We start from the raw sequence: 18,723 nt of genomic DNA, 5'->3' as shown, positions 1-18,723 counted from the left end.
GGAATATTCCCAGTGAATAGTAACGAGAAAAGAGCCAGTTCACATATGCTAACCAAAATCTGCTTTTTCATGAGAAAAACTTGACATAAATGTGAAAAACAGCTAAACTTGTATTGTTGTATTTGTACAATGAAAACTAAATAAGGAGGTGCTCCTGTGGCAGGCACAATTATCGGTGTTATTGTCGCTGTGGTAGTCACGCTACTTATTGCAGTTCCTGTTACTTGCAAGGTTGCTGTTGACAAGAAAGTACGCAAGGATGCGGAAATCATAGGTACAGCAGAGGATAAGGCAAGGAATATTCTTGATGAAGCATTGAAAGCAGCAGAGACCAAGAAACGAGAAACTTTACTTGAAGTAAAGGAAGAATCTCTGCGAACTAAAAATGAACTGGAAAGGGAAACCAAGGAACGGAGAAACGAGCTGCAGAGATATGAGAAGCGAGTTTTGTCAAAAGAGGAATCTGTTGACAAAAAAGCGAATGCGGTGGAGAAGCGTGAGCTGGAATGTACAGCGAAATTTAACGAGTTACAAGAAAAAGAAAAACGAGTAAATGAACTTGAGGAAAAAGGAGTACAGGAACTGGAACGAGTTTCAGGTCTTACCTCCGAACAGGCAAAAGAAGAATTACTGAAATCTGTAGAAGATGACGTAAAGGTGGATGTTGCAAGACTCTATAAAGAGCTTGAGAACAGAGCCAAGGAAGATGCCAATAAGAAAGCTAGGGAATATGTAGTCAATGCTATTCAGAAATGTGCAGTGGATCATGTTTCCGAGACAACGATTTCTGTGGTACAGCTTCCAAGTGATGAAATGAAGGGAAGGATCATCGGTCGTGAAGGCCGTAACATCCGTACACTTGAGACACTTACCGGTGTGGATCTGATCATTGATGATACACCGGAGGCAGTGGTACTTTCCGCATTTGATCCGATCAGGAGAGAGATTGCCAGAGTGGCTCTTGAGAAACTGATCGTGGATGGCCGTATCCATCCGGCAAGAATTGAAGAGATGGTAGAGAAAGCCCAGAAAGAAGTGGAAGCACAGATCCGGGAAGACGGTGAGAATGCTGCCATGGATGTAGGGGTACACGGAATCCATCCGGAACTTCTGAAGCTTCTTGGACGTATGAAATTCCGTTCAAGCTATGGACAGAATGCGCTGAGACATTCAATCGAGGTTGCACAGCTTTCCGGACTTCTTGCAGGAGAAGTTGGTGTGGATGTGCGTATGGCCAAGCGTGCCGGACTTCTTCATGACATTGGTAAATCCATTGACCATGAGGTAGAGGGTTCTCATATTCAGATCGGTGTGGATCTCTGCAAGAAATACAAGGAGTCCCCGATCGTTATCAACACGGTTGCGTCTCACCATGGTGATGTGGAGCCGGAATCTTTGATCGCGTGTATTGTACAGGCTGCTGATGCAATTTCCGCAGCAAGACCTGGAGCAAGACGTGAGACTCTGGAAACCTATACCAATCGTCTGAAACAGCTTGAGGATATCACTAATGAGTTTAAGGGTGTAGAGAAATCTTTTGCTATTCAGGCAGGAAGAGAAATTCGTGTTATGGTCGTGCCGGATCATGTAAGTGATGCAGATATGGTTCTCCTTGCAAGAGATATTGCAAAGCAGATCGAGGCAGAGCTTGAGTATCCTGGACAGATCAAAGTTAATGTGATCCGTGAAAGCAGAGCGGTTGACTACGCAAAATAAGCTTTCAATGGAAGAAAGTTCTGGAAATACCAAAGGCCGGACAGCTTTTTAGCTGACCGGTCTTTTTTGTCATGTGGAAAAACGGTCATATTACCGGAAAAACAGGCGTAAACTGGTACAGGGTGAGTAAATGGAGAGTAAGACAGAGAACCGGAAGTGGAAAAATGCCGGACGTTTTCCGGCGGAGATCCTCTTTATGATCGGATTTTTTGCGGGAAATGTGTTGCCGAATCTGATATGGAAAATGGAGTGGAAGCAGAAAACCCTGGCTTCTTTTTATCTGATCCGCAGCTTTGCAGGAAAAGATATTTCCGGTGGAGCTTATTTCCTGGAGGTGCTGCGACGAAGAGGAGGTTTTTTTCTTCTGTTGTTTTTATGCGGATTTACAATATTCGGAGTGCCTTTGACGGTTGCATATATGCTGTTTTTGGGAATGGAGACAGGAATGATCCTGGCATTATCAGTTCTGGAATTCGGTATTTATGGCAGTGTGGCCGGAGCCGGACTTCTGATGCCACAGTATCTGATCTATATTCCGGCGTATTTTTATCTTGCAGGTATTGTATACAGACAATCGTATGGGATCTGGAAAAATTATGGGCTTGTGCCGCAGAAATCCGGGGCTTATTTTCGGCAGGGGATCACAGCTTTTCTGCTGTATACAGGGGGAATCCTTGCAGAAAGTTTTTTGAACCCCTGTATCGTAGAAAAAGTTATAAAGGGCCTGAAAATTTTTTGAGGAAAATTTCCACAATATCTAGTAATGGTTTCCATAAAATCTGCGATATTTGGTAGTTTGTGCCGGAAAGTGTTGAAATTGTGCGGTTTTACGATGAAAAACTGTTTGATTTTATGTAAAATTCACAGTATAATTCAGTCATAAACGAGTATGATTTTAGAGAAACGGGATGCAGAGAAATGGACATAGAGATACGGGAATTTATTACATATTTACATAATAGAAAAAGAACGTCACATAATACAGAAGTATCCTACCAGAGAGACCTGAAGAAGATGGCAGTGTATTTTGCGGATCGTGGGATCTATGATATCCGAGATGTAGGAGAACTGGAGCTGGAAGGCTATCTCAGCTATATGGAGAGAGGACAGTTCGCTTCCTCGACGATCTCCAGAAATGTAGCATCTATCCGTGCTTTGTTTCAGTATCTTTATCAGGAGAACAGGATCGAGAGGGATCCGTCCCTGGAGCTGAAGCCGCCCAAGGTTGAGAAACGGATGCCGGAGATCCTTACTGTGGATGAGGTAGACCGCCTTTTGAAACAGCCGGATCTGAATACACCGAAGGGAATCCGGGACAGTGCCATGCTGGAGCTTTTGTATGCCACAGGAATGCGTGTCAGTGAACTTTTACGGCTGAACCTGGAGGATCTCAATCTCCGGTTTGGTTATGTAGTCTGTCACGATGAAGATAAGGAACGGGTGATCCCGGTTGGAAATGTATGCAAAACAGCCATGGAGAAATATCTGAAAGAAGCCCGTGGAAAATTTGTGAAAGAAAATGAGACGGAGAGTCTTTTTACCAACTGTTCAGGAAAATCCATGAGCAGACAGGGATTCTGGAAGGTCCTGAAGGGATATGCAGAGGAAGCCGGAATCCAGCATGATATCACACCACATACACTGAGACATTCTTTTGCCGCACATATGCTGCAGAATGGAGCAGATGTGAAGAGTGTGCAGGAAATGCTTGGACATTCGGATATTTCCACCACACAGGTCTATCTGAATTTTGGCGTTGCGAAAATGCGAGACGTATATATGAAAGCACATCCGAGGCATTGATCTGTAAGAAATAATACAAAAAACGCGTTCAAAAAAGAACCGGCAGCTTCCAAAATGGAAGAATGTCGGTTCTTTTTTTGAATGTAAATTGTAGAATGATTACAAATGTCTGTTCCCTGAAGTGCAGATCAGACAGAACTTAGCAATTTTCAGCGATCGTGTAAAGCAGCTTCTCAGATTCATCCCAACCAAGGCAGGCATCTGTGATGGATTTTCCGTAGATGTGATCTCCACCGATCTTCTGATTGCCTGGTTCGATATAGCTCTCGATCATGAGCCCCTTTACCATTGAGTGAAGCTCAGGATCTACCTGACGGCTGTGAAGAACCTCACTTGCGATACGAACCTGCTGCTCGTAATGCTTGTTGGAGTTGGAGTGGTTGGTATCCACGATCACTGCCGGGTTGGCAAGGTTCTTTGCATGGTATTTGTCATAGAGAAGACGAAGATCCTCGTAATGGTAGTTCGGGATTGCTTCCCCATGCTTGTTTACCGCACCACGAAGGATTGCGTGAGAGAGTGGATTACCGGTGGTCTCAACCTCCCAGCTTCTGTAAATAAAACGATGAGCGCCCTGGGCTGCAACAATGGAGTTCAGCATAACGCTGTAGTCACCACTGGTAGGGTTCTTCATACCAGCAGGAACGTCCATACCGCTGACAGTCAGTCTGTGCTGCTGATCTTCAACAGAACGTGCGCCTACAGCAACGTAGGAGAGCACATCGGAGAGATAACGGTAGTTCTCCGGGTAAAGCATCTCATCTGCACAGGTGAAGCCGCTTTCGCGGATAGCACGCATGTGCATCTTACGGATCGCGATCAGTCCGGCAAGAAGGTTCGGTTTTTTCTCAGGATCCGGCTGATGGACCATTCCTTTGTATCCTTCACCGGTCGTACGTGGTTTGTTTGTGTAAACACGCGGGATGATAAGGACTTTATCTTCGATCTTTTCCTGAACTTTGCGAAGTCTTAAAAGATAATCGCATACGGCATCTTCGTTATCTGCAGAACATGGTCCGATGATAGCGAGGAATTTATCGGATTTTCCGGTGAAAACGTCGCGAATCTCAGCATCGCGTTTCTCCTTGAGCGCCTGAAGTTCAGCATCGAGCGGATACTGATTGCGGATTTCCTCAGGAGTTGGCAGTTTTTTTATGAATTCAAAACTCATAGTACTCTATTCCTCCATAACTATAGACATTTCGATTATTTATTATAAACGATTATTGGCCGATTGTCGATAGGGAAATTTTAGCGCTTTCACGTGTAGAAGAGTAAGCAGCAGCTCACCCAGAAAAAATCCGTAAAAATAGCCGCGTATCCCTGTCAACGGAATTATAAAAATAACGGAGAAAATGCGGATGAGAATGCCGGCAATACTGTGGATCAGACAGAGCCCCGGTTTTCCAAGTCCCTGCAGGATGCTGGTGAGCATGGTGTTTGTATAAAGAAAAGGACAGATAAAAGACAGATACCGTATGTAGGTGCCGGCAGTCTGGCTGTGAAAAAGCAACGCTCCGAGGAATGGGCCAAAAAGAAAGAATCCGCTTCCGCACAGAAATCCAAGGAACATGCACAGAAAAAAGGTCTGGTCTGTGACACGGCGGATCTGCTTCTGCTCTCCCAGCGCATCAAGCTGTGCGATGGAAGGCATCATCATCACAGCGGCGGAAGACGTAAGTGTGGAAGGAAACAGGAGCAGGGGCAGTGCCATTCCGGTAAAGATCCCATAGATTTTCAGTGAGTCTGATGCTGTCATGCCGGAACGCAGAAGCATCTGTGGAATCAGAACCGCTTCTATGCTGCCGAGAAGTGTCAGAAGAATCCTGTTCAGGGAAATGGGAAAAGACAGTGTGAAAAGGTCCTTTAACAGCGAAAAGATCCTGATGGGATTTTTTTCTTGTACAGGGTGATTTCCGAAATGAAAGGAAACTACCAGCAGAGACACCAGCGAAGCGGCAGCCTCTCCGGCAAGAGAACCACCCGCTGCGATCAATGCAGTGATCGGACGTCCTTCGGAAAGAAAGATCAGATACAGGATATAGGTAGTGCCGATCCGGGCAGCCTGCTCCGAAAGCTGCACGGCTGCCGGAACAGAGGCTTTTTTCCGGGCATAATAATAGCTGTCAATGCAGGAATGAATGGCACAGAGCGGAATACTGACAGCTGTTATGCGAAGAAGACTGGCAGTCTGCGGTGTTTTCAGAATTGTGGAAGCAAAAAAATATGCGTGTTGAAAAAGCAGAAAACCGGCTGCAGCAGAAAAAAAGACAGCCATAAGTGTTCCTGTAACCAGCGAAAAACGTGCCTCCTTTTTCTCCTGAAGGGCAAGTCTGGATGCGATCAGGCGTGAAAGGGCAGACTGGATCCCTGTATAGGATAAAGCGGCCATAAGTCCCTGGAGAGGTAGAACCAGCTGATACAAACCAAGACCTTCTGCACCAATGGCATAGGAGAGGAATATTCTATAAAAGAAACCTGCGATACGGCTGATAAGACCTGTACAGGCAAGAATCAGGGTTCCTTTGAGAAATATTTTTTTTGACATGGATAACCTTGAGTTACTGTTCACCCCATTTTCAGCAACACGCTTCGCGGAATATTACCAGTGAATAGTAACAACCTTGCACCTTTTTGTCAGTATATGAAGAAGTTAGCCTTGACAGAACCATATGTTTCTGATAGAGTAAACATGAAATCCGAGGAAAACACTGGGAATTGAAAAAAGAGGTGAGCGGATGAAACTGTCAACAAGAGCAAAATACGGACTTAAGGCTTTGATAGACCTTGGTCTTTACAGTGAAAAAGAAGCGGTCTCGCTTCAGAGTATTGCGGGCCGTCAAAATATATCAGTCAGCTATCTGGAGCAGCTGATGGCACTTTTGAAGAAAGCGGGCCTTGTGAAGAGTGTCCGCGGCGCAGCCGGGGGATACTTCCTTGGAAGACCGGCAGAAGAGATTTCAGTGGGAGATATCCTTCGTGTCCTGGAGGGTGGCCTGGAGGCTGCAACATGTCCGGGAACAGAAGGTGACGGTGGCTGCCAGGGTTCCGATCTCTGCGTGGCTAAATTAGTGTGGAAGAGGATCAATGACAGCATCACAGATGCAGTGGATACCCTGATGCTCAGTGAGCTGATCGAAGAAAGCCGGAGAATACACGAAAAATAATTATCCTGAACAGGAGGAAAAGAAAATGGGAAAAATGATATATCTGGACAACGCGGCTACCACAAAGACCGCACCGGAAGTTGTGGAGGCAATGCTGCCGTATTTTACAGAGTTTTATGGAAATGCTTCAACTGTTTATGATTTTGCGGCAAACAGCAAGGCTGCCATCGCAAAAGGAAGACAGCAGATCGCAGATGTGATCGGAGCCAAAAAAGAGGAGATCTATTTTACAGCAGGTGGTTCCGAGTCCGATAACTGGGCCCTGAAAGCGACCTTTGAGGCATATAAAAATAAAGGAAACCATATCATCACAACAAAGATCGAGCATCATGCAATCCTTCATACCTGCGAGTACCTTGAAAAAGAGCGTGGTGCCAAGGTCACATACCTGGATGTAGATGAGAATGGTTTCATTGACCTGGATGAGCTTCAGAAAGCCATCACACCGGAGACCATCCTGATCTCTGTTATGGCTGCAAACAATGAGATCGGTACTCTTGAGCCGCTGAAAGAGATCGGACAGATCGCACATGAGCATGGAATCCTGTTCCATACAGACGCTGTTCAGGCATTTGGCCAGATCCCGATCAATGTAGATGAGTTCAATATTGATATGCTCAGCTCCAGCGGACATAAGATCAACGGACCGAAGGGAATCGGCTTCCTCTATATCCGTAAAGGCGTTAAGATCCGCTCCTTCGTACATGGCGGAGCACAGGAGAGAAAACGTCGTGCAGGTACAGAGAACGTTCCTGGTATCGTAGGATACGGTCTTGCAGCAGAGCGTGCAAACAAGTCCATGAAAGAACGTACTGCAAAAGAAATCGAGATCAGAGATCATATGATCAGCAGGATCCTCACAGAGATCCCGTACGTACGCCTCAATGGAGATAAAGTAAAACGTCTTCCGAACAACGTAAATGTAAGCATCCAGTTCATCGAGGGAGAGTCACTTCTTCTGATGCTTGATAATTTTGGAATCTGTGCATCCAGCGGTTCTGCATGTACATCCGGTTCTCTGGATCCGTCACATGTTTTGTTAGCTATCGGTCTTCCTCATGAGATCGCACACGGATCTCTCCGTATGACCTTAAGCGAGGAGACGACAATGGAGGATGTTGATTTTGTAGTAGATAAGCTGAAAGATATTACTGCAAACTTAAGAAGCATGTCTCCGTTATATGAAGATTTTATTAAAAAACAGAAAAAATAATAAAAATACTTGCCAGGAGGAAAAAATAATGTATAGTGAAAAAGTAATGGATCATTTTCAGCATCCACGTAATGTAGGTGAGATCGAGAACGCAAGTGGCGTGGGTACTGTAGGAAATGCAAAATGCGGTGATATTATGAGAATATTCCTTGATATCGATGACGAAACTCATATTATCAAAGACTGCAAGTTTAAAACATTTGGATGCGGTGCAGCAGTTGCAACAAGCAGCATGGCAACAGAACTTGTAATGGGCAAGACCATTGAGGAAGCTATGGAAGTAACCAACAAGGCCGTTATGGAGGCTCTGGACGGACTTCCGCCGGTGAAGATCCACTGTTCCCTGCTTGCTGAGGAAGCAATTCATGCAGCTCTCTGGGATTATGCAGAGAAACATCACATTAAGATCGAGGGTCTTTCCAAACCGAAGTCTGATATCCACGAGGGTGAAGAGGATACAGAAGAGGAGTATTGATCCCTTTTATTTACGATCATAACCGGGGCATGAGCAAGCTTCAGTTGAACAGAACCGTAAGCCATTGAAAGGACAGGTAAGTAAGAAGCATGACAGGACTTACGAACGAAGAGGTTCAGGAAAGAATTGCGCAGGGTCAGGTAAATAATAACGAAAACCCCAACACCAGGACATATAAGCAGATTATTCTGGAGAATACGTTGACATTCTTCAATTTTCTGAACCTGGTGCTGCTGGTTCTCGTACTGCTGGTTGGTTCCTACAAAAACTCCATGTTTGTAGGAATCATTTTTATTAATACCGTGATCGGGATCATTCAGGAGGTCCGTGCTAAGAAAACTATTGACAAGCTGGCAATCCTGACAGAATCCAAGACGGTTGTTCTGCGTGAAGGAAAAAAATGGAAAATTTCTACAGAGAAGCTGGTTGTCGATGATCTGATATTCCTGAAGACCGGAGAACAGGTTCCGGCAGATGCGAAGATCCTGGAGGGAAGCCTTGAGGTCAATGAATCCCTGCTTACCGGTGAGGCAGACAATCTTCCGAAGAATCCGGGAGATGAGCTTTTTTCCGGAAGCTTTGTGACGGCGGGACAGGCCTGCTGCCAGATCATCCATGTGGGAAGCGACAACTATGCGTCAAGGATCACCAGCGAGGCAAAGGAATTCAAACGCCATAATTCAGAGCTTAGAAATTCCCTGAATGCCATTCTGAAGGTGATCAGTATCATTATCGTACCAATGGGGGCGCTGCTTTTTTATAAACAGTACTATTTTGTGGGAGATAATATCCGGGATTCTGTTGTCAATATGGTTGCAGCGGTCCTGGGAATGATCCCGGAGGGGCTTGTCCTTCTTACCAGTGTGGCACTGACTTTGGGGGCACTGAAGCTGGCTCAGAAGAAGACGCTGGTGCAGGAACTGTACTGTATAGAAACTCTTGCACGCGTGGATACGCTCTGTCTGGATAAGACAGGAACTATCACAGAGGGTACCATGTGTGTGGAAGCGGTGGAAAGCTATCCGCCGGTGTATGATGAGATTTCCGAGAAAATATCCGGGAAAGATCCTGAATCCGGCGAAGGTGACAGCGATGGAACTGAAAGTTCTGCTGCCTCTGCAGTTTCAGCAACAGATGCTATCGCAAAGGAGGATGGAAGCGCGAATCTCGTATTGCAGGAAAAGTCAGACACTGACCCGGAGAAACACAGTCAGGAAAATCCGGAGAAGCTCCGGGAGATCGAGCATATCATGGGAAATCTGCTTTCTGTGCTGAAGGATCAGAATGCCACTGCCGATGCACTCAGGGCAAGATTTAAAGTATCTCAGGATATGGAGCTGGATCATGTGATCCCGTTTTCTTCTGACAGGAAGTACAGCGGAGCTGCATTTACAGATGCAGGTACTTATCTGATGGGTGCAGCGCAGTTTCTTTTCCCGGAAGGGAACCCGGAATTGATGGAGTATTGTGGCGGATTTGCAGAGGAAGGTCTTCGTGTGCTGGTCCTTGCCCATAGTGTAAATGTGAGTGAGGGTGCGGAGCTTCCGGGGGGACTGGAACCTGTCGGACTTTTGCTTATTACGGATGTGATCCGTGCAGAGGCACCGGATACGCTGGCATATTTCGAAAGTCAGGGTGTTGATCTGAAAGTGATCTCCGGTGATGATCCGGTGACAGTTTCTGCAATTGCCAGACGTGCAGGTCTTAAAAATGCAGAGCATTATATAGATGCGACAACGATCACAACCCAGGAACAGATGGACGAGGCAGTTGCAGAATACAGTGTGTTCGGACGTGTAACACCTCAGCAGAAGCAGGCAATGGTGAAGTCTTTGCAGGCTCAGAAGCATACGGTTGCCATGACCGGTGATGGTGTCAATGATGTTCTGGCGCTTAAAGAGGCGGACTGCAGTATTGCCATGGCTGAGGGCAGTGATGCCGCCAAGAATATTGCCAATGTGGTATTGCTGGATTCTAATTTTGCAGCAATGCCGGAAATCGTGAATCAGGGACGCCGGGTTGTAAATAATATCCGTACTGCGGCATCTATGTTTCTGATCAAAACGATTTTTTCCGTGCTGCTGTCACTGATTACGATCTTCTTCGGGGATTCTTATCCTTTTGAGCCGATCCAGATGTCTTTGATCAGTGCCTGTGCTGTTGGTATTCCTACGTTCCTTCTGGCACAGGAGAATAATTATGAGAAGATCGACCATACATTTTTGCGTCATGTGTTTATGAATGCATTTCCGGCTGCTGTGACCATCACGGGCTGTGTGTTCAGTGTGATGCTGGTATGCCAGAATGTATACCATTCCAATGCCATGCTGAATACAGCCTGTGTGCTTGTGACAGGATGGAATTATATGGCGGCACTTAAGACGGTTTATGCGCCTTTGAATACCTATCGAAAGGTGATCATTTACAGTATGCAGGTGATCTTTTTCGGTGCGGCGGTGGTTCTGCAGAATCTTCTGACACTGGGATCTCTGGAATTCGGAATGATCATTCTGGTGTTCCTTTTGATGACATTTTCTCCGATCCTGATCGATGTGATCACGGCCTGGCTCAGAAATATTTACAGTCGTTCGCTGGATAGTGGGGAACAGGGGAAATTTGCCGCATTTATTGATAAGCTGAGAAAATAATAATATGAGAAATAAAAAAGGACACTGCCCGTTGAAAATGGCAGTGTTCTTTTTTGATTACTGTTCACTGGTAATATCCCGCGAGGTGTGTTACTGAGAACGGAGTGAACAGTAACCTTTTTTGGGCGAATAAACTGTGGAGAAGTTATCCGGTGCAGATCTGTGTAGAGAATGCAGATTGTGGATATCCGCCTGACGAAGTTATTATTTCGTGTGCATAAGCCAGATAAATCCGAAGGCAGGGATCTCTACAGCCTGTGCGTCTCTCTGAACTCCTGTGAGAAGATCTGTGTAAGTACCGTCCTGTTCGTTGATCCAGGCTACCTTATCCTGATCACTGAAATTGTAGATGCAGATCAGCTTTTCTTCAGAAGTTTCTCTTACCAGGGCAAGGAGAGCCCTTTCCCAGGTTTCCACCGTATGTGCAGGAACTTCAGGTGCAAATACCGGATGGCTGGCGCGGATGGATTCCAGCTGCTCAAGGCTGTTGAAAATGCGTCCCTGAATCGTTTCGACATCGGCTCTGTTCCTGGCAAGTGCCCAGTTGAAACGTCCGTTGTGGAGCCAGCGGGGATCAGATGCTTTGGAAATGTCTGCTTTATAGGTGTAGTCATTCAGCTGTCCGACCTCGTCACCGCTTCGAAGTACCGGAATTCCGGGGAGGGAAAGAAGCAATGCATGAAGTGTTACGTCATAGCGGATTCCCCGGCTGACACCCTCCATATTTCCTTCATAATCAAAACGCTCAATTCCTGCAAGAGATGCGGTTGTTCCGCAGAGCTCAGATTCCTCGTTTTCCGGATTTACATAAATTTCACCCCGGGCAAAGGAATCAGGGAAAATACCTGCCAGGAATTCATTCAGATAATCTCTGTGAGGTCCTTCTGTGATAAAGCTTCCTTTCAGGAAATCATAGTCTAGGTTCCAACGTACAGTGTTGCGGTTACGGAGGTAATTCTGGAATACCGGTGCCTGCGGAAGGTCTGCAGCTCTGTCAATTCCCCGGCGGAGAAGGGCAGTGTCCTTTGTGGCAACGGTATGCCAGAGATCGGACATCAGCCGGGTGCTGTTTACAATGTGAAGTTCCGGCATATCGGAAGTTCCGCCGAATGCAGCAGCCTCTGCAGGTGGGCGGTCTGTTTCGCCAAGGAGAAGAATTCCGGGGCATACGATCTCACACACCATTCTGGTCATACGTAGCAGAGAGTGAAGCTTCCAGAGATTTTCTTCCGGCATCATCGGAAGGACACCAAGGCTGAATACAGAAGCACCTTCATTTGCAAGTTCCAGGATCTGAAGAAGCATTGCATTGAAATAAGCCGGAGTCTGGAGCACACACGGCGCACCGGACTGTGGGTCATCCACAGAAAGGCTTAACGGGATCTCAAGAGCCAGGCGGATACCTGCTTTCCTACAGTTAGCTGCAAGTGTGTACAGATCTTCGGAGGTTCCGATCTCCGGGATAATGCAAAGGGAGCAATTGGAGGTTGCCTGGAAAAGATCTGTCAGGTACAGAGTGTCTGCTTTGCATTCGCTGATATAGTCCAGTTTATCAGATAGACCGGAAAGAGTATCTGCGAAGTCAGCAGGATTTACAGCCATTCCGGTGAAAGTAGTCTTACGGAACCAGTCAGGATCAGCAACGCAGGTCTGGTCAGCTTCCTTCATGGAAAGAGAGCGCTCACGGTAAATCTCTTTCATCTTTTTTGTGAGGCTTGAGAATGTGCCGGCAACTTCCGGATGATCGCGGAACAGTTCACAGTAGAGCCATTTCAGATCATTGTAGTAGTGTTTCAGACGTTTCTCGTAGAGGGCATCGTAAGCTGTGTCCTCCTTGGAGGTTTCGACTTTCAGAGGCTCGGTCTTGGAAGTAGTAACTTTCGCCGGTTCAGTCTTAGAGGTCTCAACCTTGATCGGCTCAGTTTTAGAAGTTTCAACTTTGATCGGCTCGGTTTTAGAAGTCTCAACTTTGATCGGCTCGGTTTTAGAAGTTTCAACCTTGATTGGCTCAGTCTTTGAAGTTTCAACTTTGATCGGCTCGGTCTTGGAAGTCTCAACTTTGATCGGCTCGGTTTTTGAAGTCTCAACTTTGATCGGCTCAGTCTTTGAAGTCTCAACTTTGATCGGCTCGGTCTTTGAAGTCTCAACTTTGATCGGCTCAGTTTTTGAAGTCTCAACCTTGATCGGTTCAGTCTTAGAGGTCTCAACCTTGATCGGCTCGGTCTTTGAAGTCTCAACCTTGATCGGCTCAGTCTTTGAAGTTTCAACCTTGATCGGTTCAGTTTTAGAGGTCTCGACTTTAAGCGTTTCCTTCTTTACGGTTTCAAGTTTTTTTACTTCGACTTTAGTATTTTCAACAGATTTGGCAGCAGGGGTATTTTTTTTCAGCTGCTTTTCTTTTTTTGCCTGCATGGCAGCTTTCTTTTTCTGGAGTCTTTTTGTTGACATATAGAGTTCCTCCTTAGATAAAATGATATTTTCGGTATAAAAGTGTAAACTCTCTCACGTGAGAGAGAAACAGAGCTACAGTTTATGAAAAATAGGGCGACGATTTTTAAATACAGCATAATAGGAAAAACCACATTCACGGAAAATATCAGCTGCCTTGTCAAAAGCATAGCCGATCTTATCCGGAGTATGGGCATCTGCACCAATGGTGATGATCTCACCGCCAAGCTCACGGTAGCGTCGGATAATATTGACACATGGATTTGGTTCACCAAGCCCATAGTGATAACCGCCTGTGTTCAGCTCGATCCCCACATTTTTGCGGATCAGTGTCCGCAGGATCTCGTCCAGGATCTCCTTATATCTTCCATAAGAATACTGACGGTTCCGATTTGGACCATAACGTACTACATAGTCGATATGTCCATACACATCCATCTCATCAAAAGCAGCGATATTTTCCAGGATGGATTCAAAATATTCCATGTAACATGCGGATTCCTTACGGCCCTCAAAATAAGAAGGATAATAAGGATCGTATCCGTGCACCACATGGGAGGAACCAATAACGAAATCAAAAGGAACTTCCTTCAGAAGATCGGAAAAAGATTCTGCAAGCTGAGGCTGAAGTCCAAGCTCGATCCCGAAGTTAACCTGGATCTGGTTTTTAAAAGCATCCGCAAGACTCTCAAGCTTCTGGCGGTATGCAGGGATGTTCAGGGAAAAATCAAGATTTTCCGGAGTATCAGGATAATCCGGATCAAAATGTTCAGTAAAACAGATTCCCATGAGACCCTTGTCTGCGGCAGTCTGGATCATCTTTTCCATCGGTGTATCGGAATCTGCGGAAAAAGAGGAGTGCATATGGCAGTCCCATAAAATTTTCTGGTCCATTTTGTACCTCCATATTCAAGCCTTTATATTCTGTGACAATGATCATATCTGCCTGCTATGAAGCCGGAAAAGTAAGGCTCCCGGAAGGGAGCAGGGATATCTCTTTTGGCGCTCAGCAGGACAGAACTTTCTATCAGAGAATTATAGCACATTTTTCAGAAATTTTCTTAATATTTATTTTAATGTTCTTTTTTATAAAATGCTCTTGAATTTTTGTTTGGAATTAGGTACAATATGAAACAGGTTGATGTTTCTTTAACAAAGGAACGATTTAATCACCATTCAATTCATAGGAGGAATTTATCATGGCAGTAAAAGTTGCAATTAATGGTTTTGGACGTATCGGTCGTCTTGCATTCCGTCAGATGTTTGGAGCAGAGGGATTCGAGGTTGTAGCAATCAATGACCTTACATCTCCTAAAATGCTTGCTCACTTATTAAAATATGATTCTACACAGGGAAGATATGCTCTTGCTGATACAGTTAAAGCAGGAGAGGATTCCATCACAGTAGACGGAAAAGAGATCAAAATCTATGCTAAGGCTAACGCTGCAGAGCTTCCTTGGGGAGAGATCGGTGTAGACGTAGTTCTTGAGTGCACAGGTTTCTACACATCTAAAGACAAAGCTCAGGCTCATATCGATGCAGGTGCTAAGCACGTAGTTATTTCCGCTCCGGCTGGAAACGACCTTAAGACAATCGTTTACAACGTAAACCATCAGGGTCTTACAAACGAGGACAAGATCATCTCCGCAGCTTCCTGTACAACAAACTGCCTTGCACCAATGGCTAAGGCTCTTAACGATCTTGCACCGATCAAATCTGGTATCATGTGCACAATCCACGCTTACACAGGCGATCAGATGACACTTGACGGACCGCAGAGAAAAGGCGATCTGAGAAGATCCCGTGCAGCTGCAGTTAATATCGTTCCGAACAGCACAGGTGCTGCTAAAGCTATCGGACTTGTTATCCCAGAGCTTAACGGCAAACTTATCGGTTCTGCACAGCGTGTTCCTACCCCAACAGGTTCTACAACAATCCTTACAGCAGTAGTTGAAGGAAATGTTACAAAAGAGCAGATCAACGCAGCTATGAAAGCAGCTTCTAACGAGTCCTTCGGATACAACGAGGATGAGATCGTATCCAGCGATATCGTTGGTATGAGATTTGGTTCCCTCTTCGATGCTACTCAGACAATGGTACTTCCACTTGAGAATGGCACAACAGAGGTTCAGGTAGTTTCCTGGTATGACAACGAGAACTCCTACACAAGCCAGATGGTTCGTACAATCAAGCACTTCGGAAGCCTTCTGAACGCTTAATTTTCAGCGAACGAGTGTAGAAGAATAGACTCAGAAAGGGTCCGGTCTGAAGAGGACCGGGCCCTTTTTTTCCAAAAGATCAAACAAAAGAATATCTGAGGAAATGACTGTTGACAGAGCGGACAACAATACCGCTCGCCCTTATTGATCTGCTTCCGGCAGAAATAAAAGTTAAGGAGATATAGAAATGCTGAACAAAAAAAGTGTTGATGATATCAATGTAAAAGGACAGAGAGTACTTGTAAGATGTGACTTTAACGTTCCGCTTCAGGATGGAAAGATCACAGACGAGAATCGTCTTGTGGCTGCTCTTCCTACAATCAAGAAACTGATCGCAGACGGCGGAAAGGTTATCCTCTGCTCCCACCTCGGAAAACCGAAGGGAGAGCCGAAACCGGAGCTTTCTCTTGCACCTGTAGCTGTTCGTCTTTCTGAGCTTCTTGGACAGGAAGTGAAATTTGCAGCAGATCCTGAGGTAGTAGGACCAAACGCAAAAGCTGCTGTTGCTGAGATGAAAGATGGCGATGTAATTCTTCTTGAGAATACACGTTACCGTGCAGAAGAGACAAAGAACGAAGATAAGTTCAGCGAAGACCTTGCTTCTCTTTGCGATGTATTCGTAAACGATGCATTCGGAACTGCTCACAGAGCTCACTGCTCCAACGTAGGTGTTACCAAATATGTTAAGACAGCAGTTGTAGGATATCTGATGCAGAAAGAGATCGATTTCCTCGGAAACGCTGTAAATAATCCAGAGAGACCATTCGTTGCAATTCTTGGCGGTGCTAAGGTTTCCAGCAAGATCTCTGTAATCAACAACCTTCTTGATAAGGTAGATACACTGATCATCGGTGGTGGTATGTCCTATACATTCTCCAAAGCTATGGGCGGACACATCGGAACATCCCTCTGCGAGGATGATTACCTTCAGTATGCTCTCGACATGATGAAGAAAGCAGAGGAGAAGGGTGTGAAACTTCTTCTTCCTGTAGATAACAGAATCGGTGATGCCTTCTCCAACGACTGCAACATCCAGATCGTTAAACGTGGTGAAATTCCGGACGGATGGGAAGGAATGGACATCGGAACAGAGACAGAGAAGATTTTTGCAGATGCTGTTAAAGATGCTAAGACAGTTGTATGGAACGGACCGATGGGATGCTTCGAGATGCCGAACTTTGCACATGGTACAGAGGCAGTTGCAAAAGCTCTTGCTGAGACAGATGCAACAACGATCATCGGTGGCGGTGATTCCGCAGCAGCAGTAAATATCCTTGGATATGGCGACAAGATGACACACATCTCCACAGGTGGCGGTGCATCTCTTGAGTTCCTTGAAGGAAAAGAGCTTCCGGGTGTAGCTGCAGCTAACGATAAAGACTGATAAAAAAATAAAGTGTTCCATAAACACAAAAAAGGAGATAAAACAATGGCAAGAAAGAAAATTATTGCTGGAAACTGGAAAATGAATATGACACCAAGCGAGGCTGTAAAGCTGGTTGAGACTTTAAAACCGCTTGTTGTTAACGACGAAGTTGATGTAGTGTTCTGCGTACCGGCTATCGACATCATTCCTGTTGTTGAGGCAGCTAAAGGAACAAACATCCAGGTTGGCGCTGAGAACATGTACTTCGAGGAGAAAGGTGCTTACACAGGCGAGATCGCTCCGGCTATGCTCGTAGATGCAGGCGTTAAGTACGTAGTACTTGGACATTCCGAGAGAAGAGAGTACTTCGGTGAGACAAACGAAGACGTTAACAAAAAAATGCTCAAAGCTTTCGAGCATGGTATCACACCGATCATGTGCTGCGGCGAGACACTTACTCAGAGAGAGCAGGGCGTGACAATGGATTTCATCCGTCAGCAGGTTAAGGTTGGATTCCAGGGTGTTACAGCTGATCAGGCTAAGACAGCAGTTATCGCTTACGAGCCGATCTGGGCTATCGGAACAGGTAAGACAGCTACAACAGAGCAGGCTCAGGAGGTTTGCGCTGATATCCGTAAATGCATCGCTGAGATCTATGATGATGCTACAGCAGCAGAGATCCGTATTCAGTACGGCGGATCTGTAAACGCTGCAACAGCTCCTGACTTATTCGCTCAGGCTGACATCGACGGCGGTCTTGTAGGCGGCGCTTCCCTGAAACCAGATTTCGGAAAGATCGTAAACTACAAATAAGATCCACTTAAAAAGGGGCTTCGGCCCCTTTTTTTATATCTTCTTATAGAAAAAACCAGAAAAACTCTCCCTGACACGGATAGCACAGCCAACAAAAAGCTGCATCTGATCACAGTCAGAGAGAGTTTTTCTTATCTTCAGAGTAAGGATTGTTTTTCACTGAAGCTTTTTCTGTATGTTCGTTCCTTTCGTCAGGCTCGGGAACATGTTCCACAATGTCCTCGATCTCGCAGTGGAGAATGGAACACAGCCTGTCTATGGTATAAATTTCAACATTTTTATTTTTTCGGAGTCTGTCCAGAAGTGAACGGGTAATCTGGTAATGTTCATAAAGATCATACTGAGTGATCCCACGCTCCTTCATCGTGACCCAAAATCTGTCATATTTTATCATATATATATCCTGTCCGATTCATCCTTGAATTAATCTTATTATGAAGGTAAAATTGGAATCACAACAGTGTCCTTATATCGACACTACAGAAAGGAGAAGCAATGAGGAAGTTTTTTAAAATCTTAATTTCAGTGGTGATCACACTGTATTTTTCAGCTACCATGTTCTACTGCTTTGTGGCAGGAACACCGGATGGTGGAAAAGGGGCAGTGATCTATATGATGTCAGCAGCAGGCTTGTCGATACTGTTTCCGGCTTTTACCTGCGGCTGCATTCATTACATCCTTTATCTCAGAAAAAAAATGGATGAAAGGCGCAAATGATCAGGATTTATGGTATGATAACAATAAATATCTGGCAGGGTATGTCGTTTCAGAAAACGGTTATCTGATAACGGCAGAAACGCATCAGATGGCTGTACTGTGATGCAGCCGTTACGTATTATAATAGAAAGAAAGCCT

General features: G+C 45.4%; 16 protein-coding genes. 11 read left to right on the top strand and 5 right to left on the bottom strand.

Going from position 1 to position 18,723, the window contains the following annotated elements; translation table 11 throughout:
- Positions 1-156 precede the first annotated feature (156 nt).
- From rny to xerD, 3 genes are all read left to right on the top strand, one after another.
- Positions 157-1,716, top strand: coding sequence for a ribonuclease Y (gene rny / locus DWX61_RS05145; protein WP_021650814.1), 1,560 nt, complete (start codon positions 157-159; stop codon positions 1,714-1,716).
- Between the two features lie 130 nt (positions 1,717-1,846).
- Complete coding sequence (locus tag DWX61_RS05140) at positions 1,847-2,455, top strand: stage II sporulation protein M (protein ID WP_118513043.1); 609 nt, start codon at positions 1,847-1,849, stop codon at positions 2,453-2,455.
- Between the two features lie 179 nt (positions 2,456-2,634).
- The gene (xerD, locus tag DWX61_RS05135) at positions 2,635-3,519 is read left to right on the top strand and encodes a site-specific tyrosine recombinase XerD (RefSeq protein ID WP_118513044.1); all 885 of its coding nucleotides are present in this window, start codon (positions 2,635-2,637) and stop codon (positions 3,517-3,519) included.
- Positions 3,520-3,658: 139 nt separating this feature from the next.
- Here xerD and DWX61_RS05130 read toward each other — a convergent pair whose 3' ends face one another.
- The gene (locus DWX61_RS05130; protein WP_118513045.1) at positions 3,659-4,690 is read right to left on the bottom strand and encodes a 3-deoxy-7-phosphoheptulonate synthase; all 1,032 of its coding nucleotides are present in this window, start codon (positions 4,688-4,690) and stop codon (positions 3,659-3,661) included.
- Positions 4,691-4,732: 42 nt separating this feature from the next.
- Entirely contained in the window at positions 4,733-6,067 is a 1,335-nt protein-coding gene (locus tag DWX61_RS05125) for a polysaccharide biosynthesis protein (protein WP_118624149.1), read from the bottom strand.
- Between the two features lie 190 nt (positions 6,068-6,257).
- Here DWX61_RS05125 and DWX61_RS05120 point away from each other — a divergent pair, with 190 nt between their 5' ends.
- The 4 genes from DWX61_RS05120 (at position 6,258) to DWX61_RS05105 (ending at position 11,022) form a co-directional block, all read left to right on the top strand.
- Positions 6,258-6,686 (top strand): RrF2 family transcriptional regulator, encoded by a 429-nt coding sequence (locus DWX61_RS05120; RefSeq protein WP_015526993.1) that lies wholly within the window; start codon positions 6,258-6,260, stop codon positions 6,684-6,686.
- 25 nt (positions 6,687-6,711) lie between these two features.
- A complete protein-coding gene (nifS, locus tag DWX61_RS05115) occupies positions 6,712-7,899 on the top strand; it encodes a cysteine desulfurase NifS (RefSeq protein ID WP_118513047.1) in 1,188 nt (395 codons plus the stop codon).
- Positions 7,900-7,927: 28 nt separating this feature from the next.
- Positions 7,928-8,374 carry a Fe-S cluster assembly scaffold protein NifU gene (gene nifU, locus DWX61_RS05110; RefSeq protein ID WP_015526995.1) on the top strand — a complete coding sequence of 149 codons (447 nt, stop codon included), beginning with the start codon at positions 7,928-7,930 and terminating at the stop codon, positions 8,372-8,374.
- A gap of 89 nt (positions 8,375-8,463) precedes the next feature.
- Positions 8,464-11,022 (top strand): HAD-IC family P-type ATPase, encoded by a 2,559-nt coding sequence (locus DWX61_RS05105; protein WP_118624147.1) that lies wholly within the window; start codon positions 8,464-8,466, stop codon positions 11,020-11,022.
- A 204-nt stretch (positions 11,023-11,226) separates the two neighbouring features.
- Here DWX61_RS05105 and DWX61_RS05100 read toward each other — a convergent pair whose 3' ends face one another.
- Together DWX61_RS05100 and DWX61_RS05095 are read right to left on the bottom strand one after the other, a co-directional pair.
- Positions 11,227-13,470: a hypothetical protein gene (locus DWX61_RS05100; protein WP_118624145.1), complete on the bottom strand. Its 2,244-nt coding sequence runs from the start codon at positions 13,468-13,470 to the stop codon at positions 11,227-11,229.
- 75 nt (positions 13,471-13,545) lie between these two features.
- Complete coding sequence (locus DWX61_RS05095; protein ID WP_118624143.1) at positions 13,546-14,364, bottom strand: histidinol-phosphatase HisJ family protein; 819 nt, start codon at positions 14,362-14,364, stop codon at positions 13,546-13,548.
- A gap of 305 nt (positions 14,365-14,669) precedes the next feature.
- On the opposite strand from DWX61_RS05095, the gene gap reads away from it, so the two are divergent.
- From gap to tpiA, 3 genes are all read left to right on the top strand, one after another.
- Positions 14,670-15,689: a type I glyceraldehyde-3-phosphate dehydrogenase gene (gap, locus tag DWX61_RS05090; RefSeq protein ID WP_118513051.1), complete on the top strand. Its 1,020-nt coding sequence runs from the start codon at positions 14,670-14,672 to the stop codon at positions 15,687-15,689.
- Positions 15,690-15,876: 187 nt separating this feature from the next.
- The gene (locus DWX61_RS05085; protein ID WP_118608584.1) at positions 15,877-17,073 is read left to right on the top strand and encodes a phosphoglycerate kinase; all 1,197 of its coding nucleotides are present in this window, start codon (positions 15,877-15,879) and stop codon (positions 17,071-17,073) included.
- 45 nt (positions 17,074-17,118) lie between these two features.
- Positions 17,119-17,868 (top strand): triose-phosphate isomerase, encoded by a 750-nt coding sequence (gene tpiA / locus DWX61_RS05080; protein WP_015527001.1) that lies wholly within the window; start codon positions 17,119-17,121, stop codon positions 17,866-17,868.
- Positions 17,869-17,983: 115 nt separating this feature from the next.
- On the opposite strand, the gene DWX61_RS05075 is transcribed toward tpiA, so the two are convergent.
- Positions 17,984-18,262: a helix-turn-helix domain-containing protein gene (locus tag DWX61_RS05075; protein ID WP_118608583.1), complete on the bottom strand. Its 279-nt coding sequence runs from the start codon at positions 18,260-18,262 to the stop codon at positions 17,984-17,986.
- Positions 18,263-18,363: 101 nt separating this feature from the next.
- Here DWX61_RS05075 and DWX61_RS05070 point away from each other — a divergent pair, with 101 nt between their 5' ends.
- On the top strand, positions 18,364-18,585 hold the full coding sequence (locus DWX61_RS05070; RefSeq protein ID WP_118608582.1) for a hypothetical protein: 222 nt from the start codon (positions 18,364-18,366) through the stop codon (positions 18,583-18,585).
- The last annotated feature ends 138 nt before the right edge of the window (positions 18,586-18,723 follow it).

It is taken from the genome of Ruminococcus sp. AF20-12LB, from assembly GCF_003478985.1.
Lineage (GTDB): Bacteria > Bacillota > Clostridia > Lachnospirales > Lachnospiraceae > Blautia_A.
The sequence above is the reverse complement of the archived record's forward strand: the minus strand, read 5'-3'. Positions and strand labels throughout refer to the sequence as shown.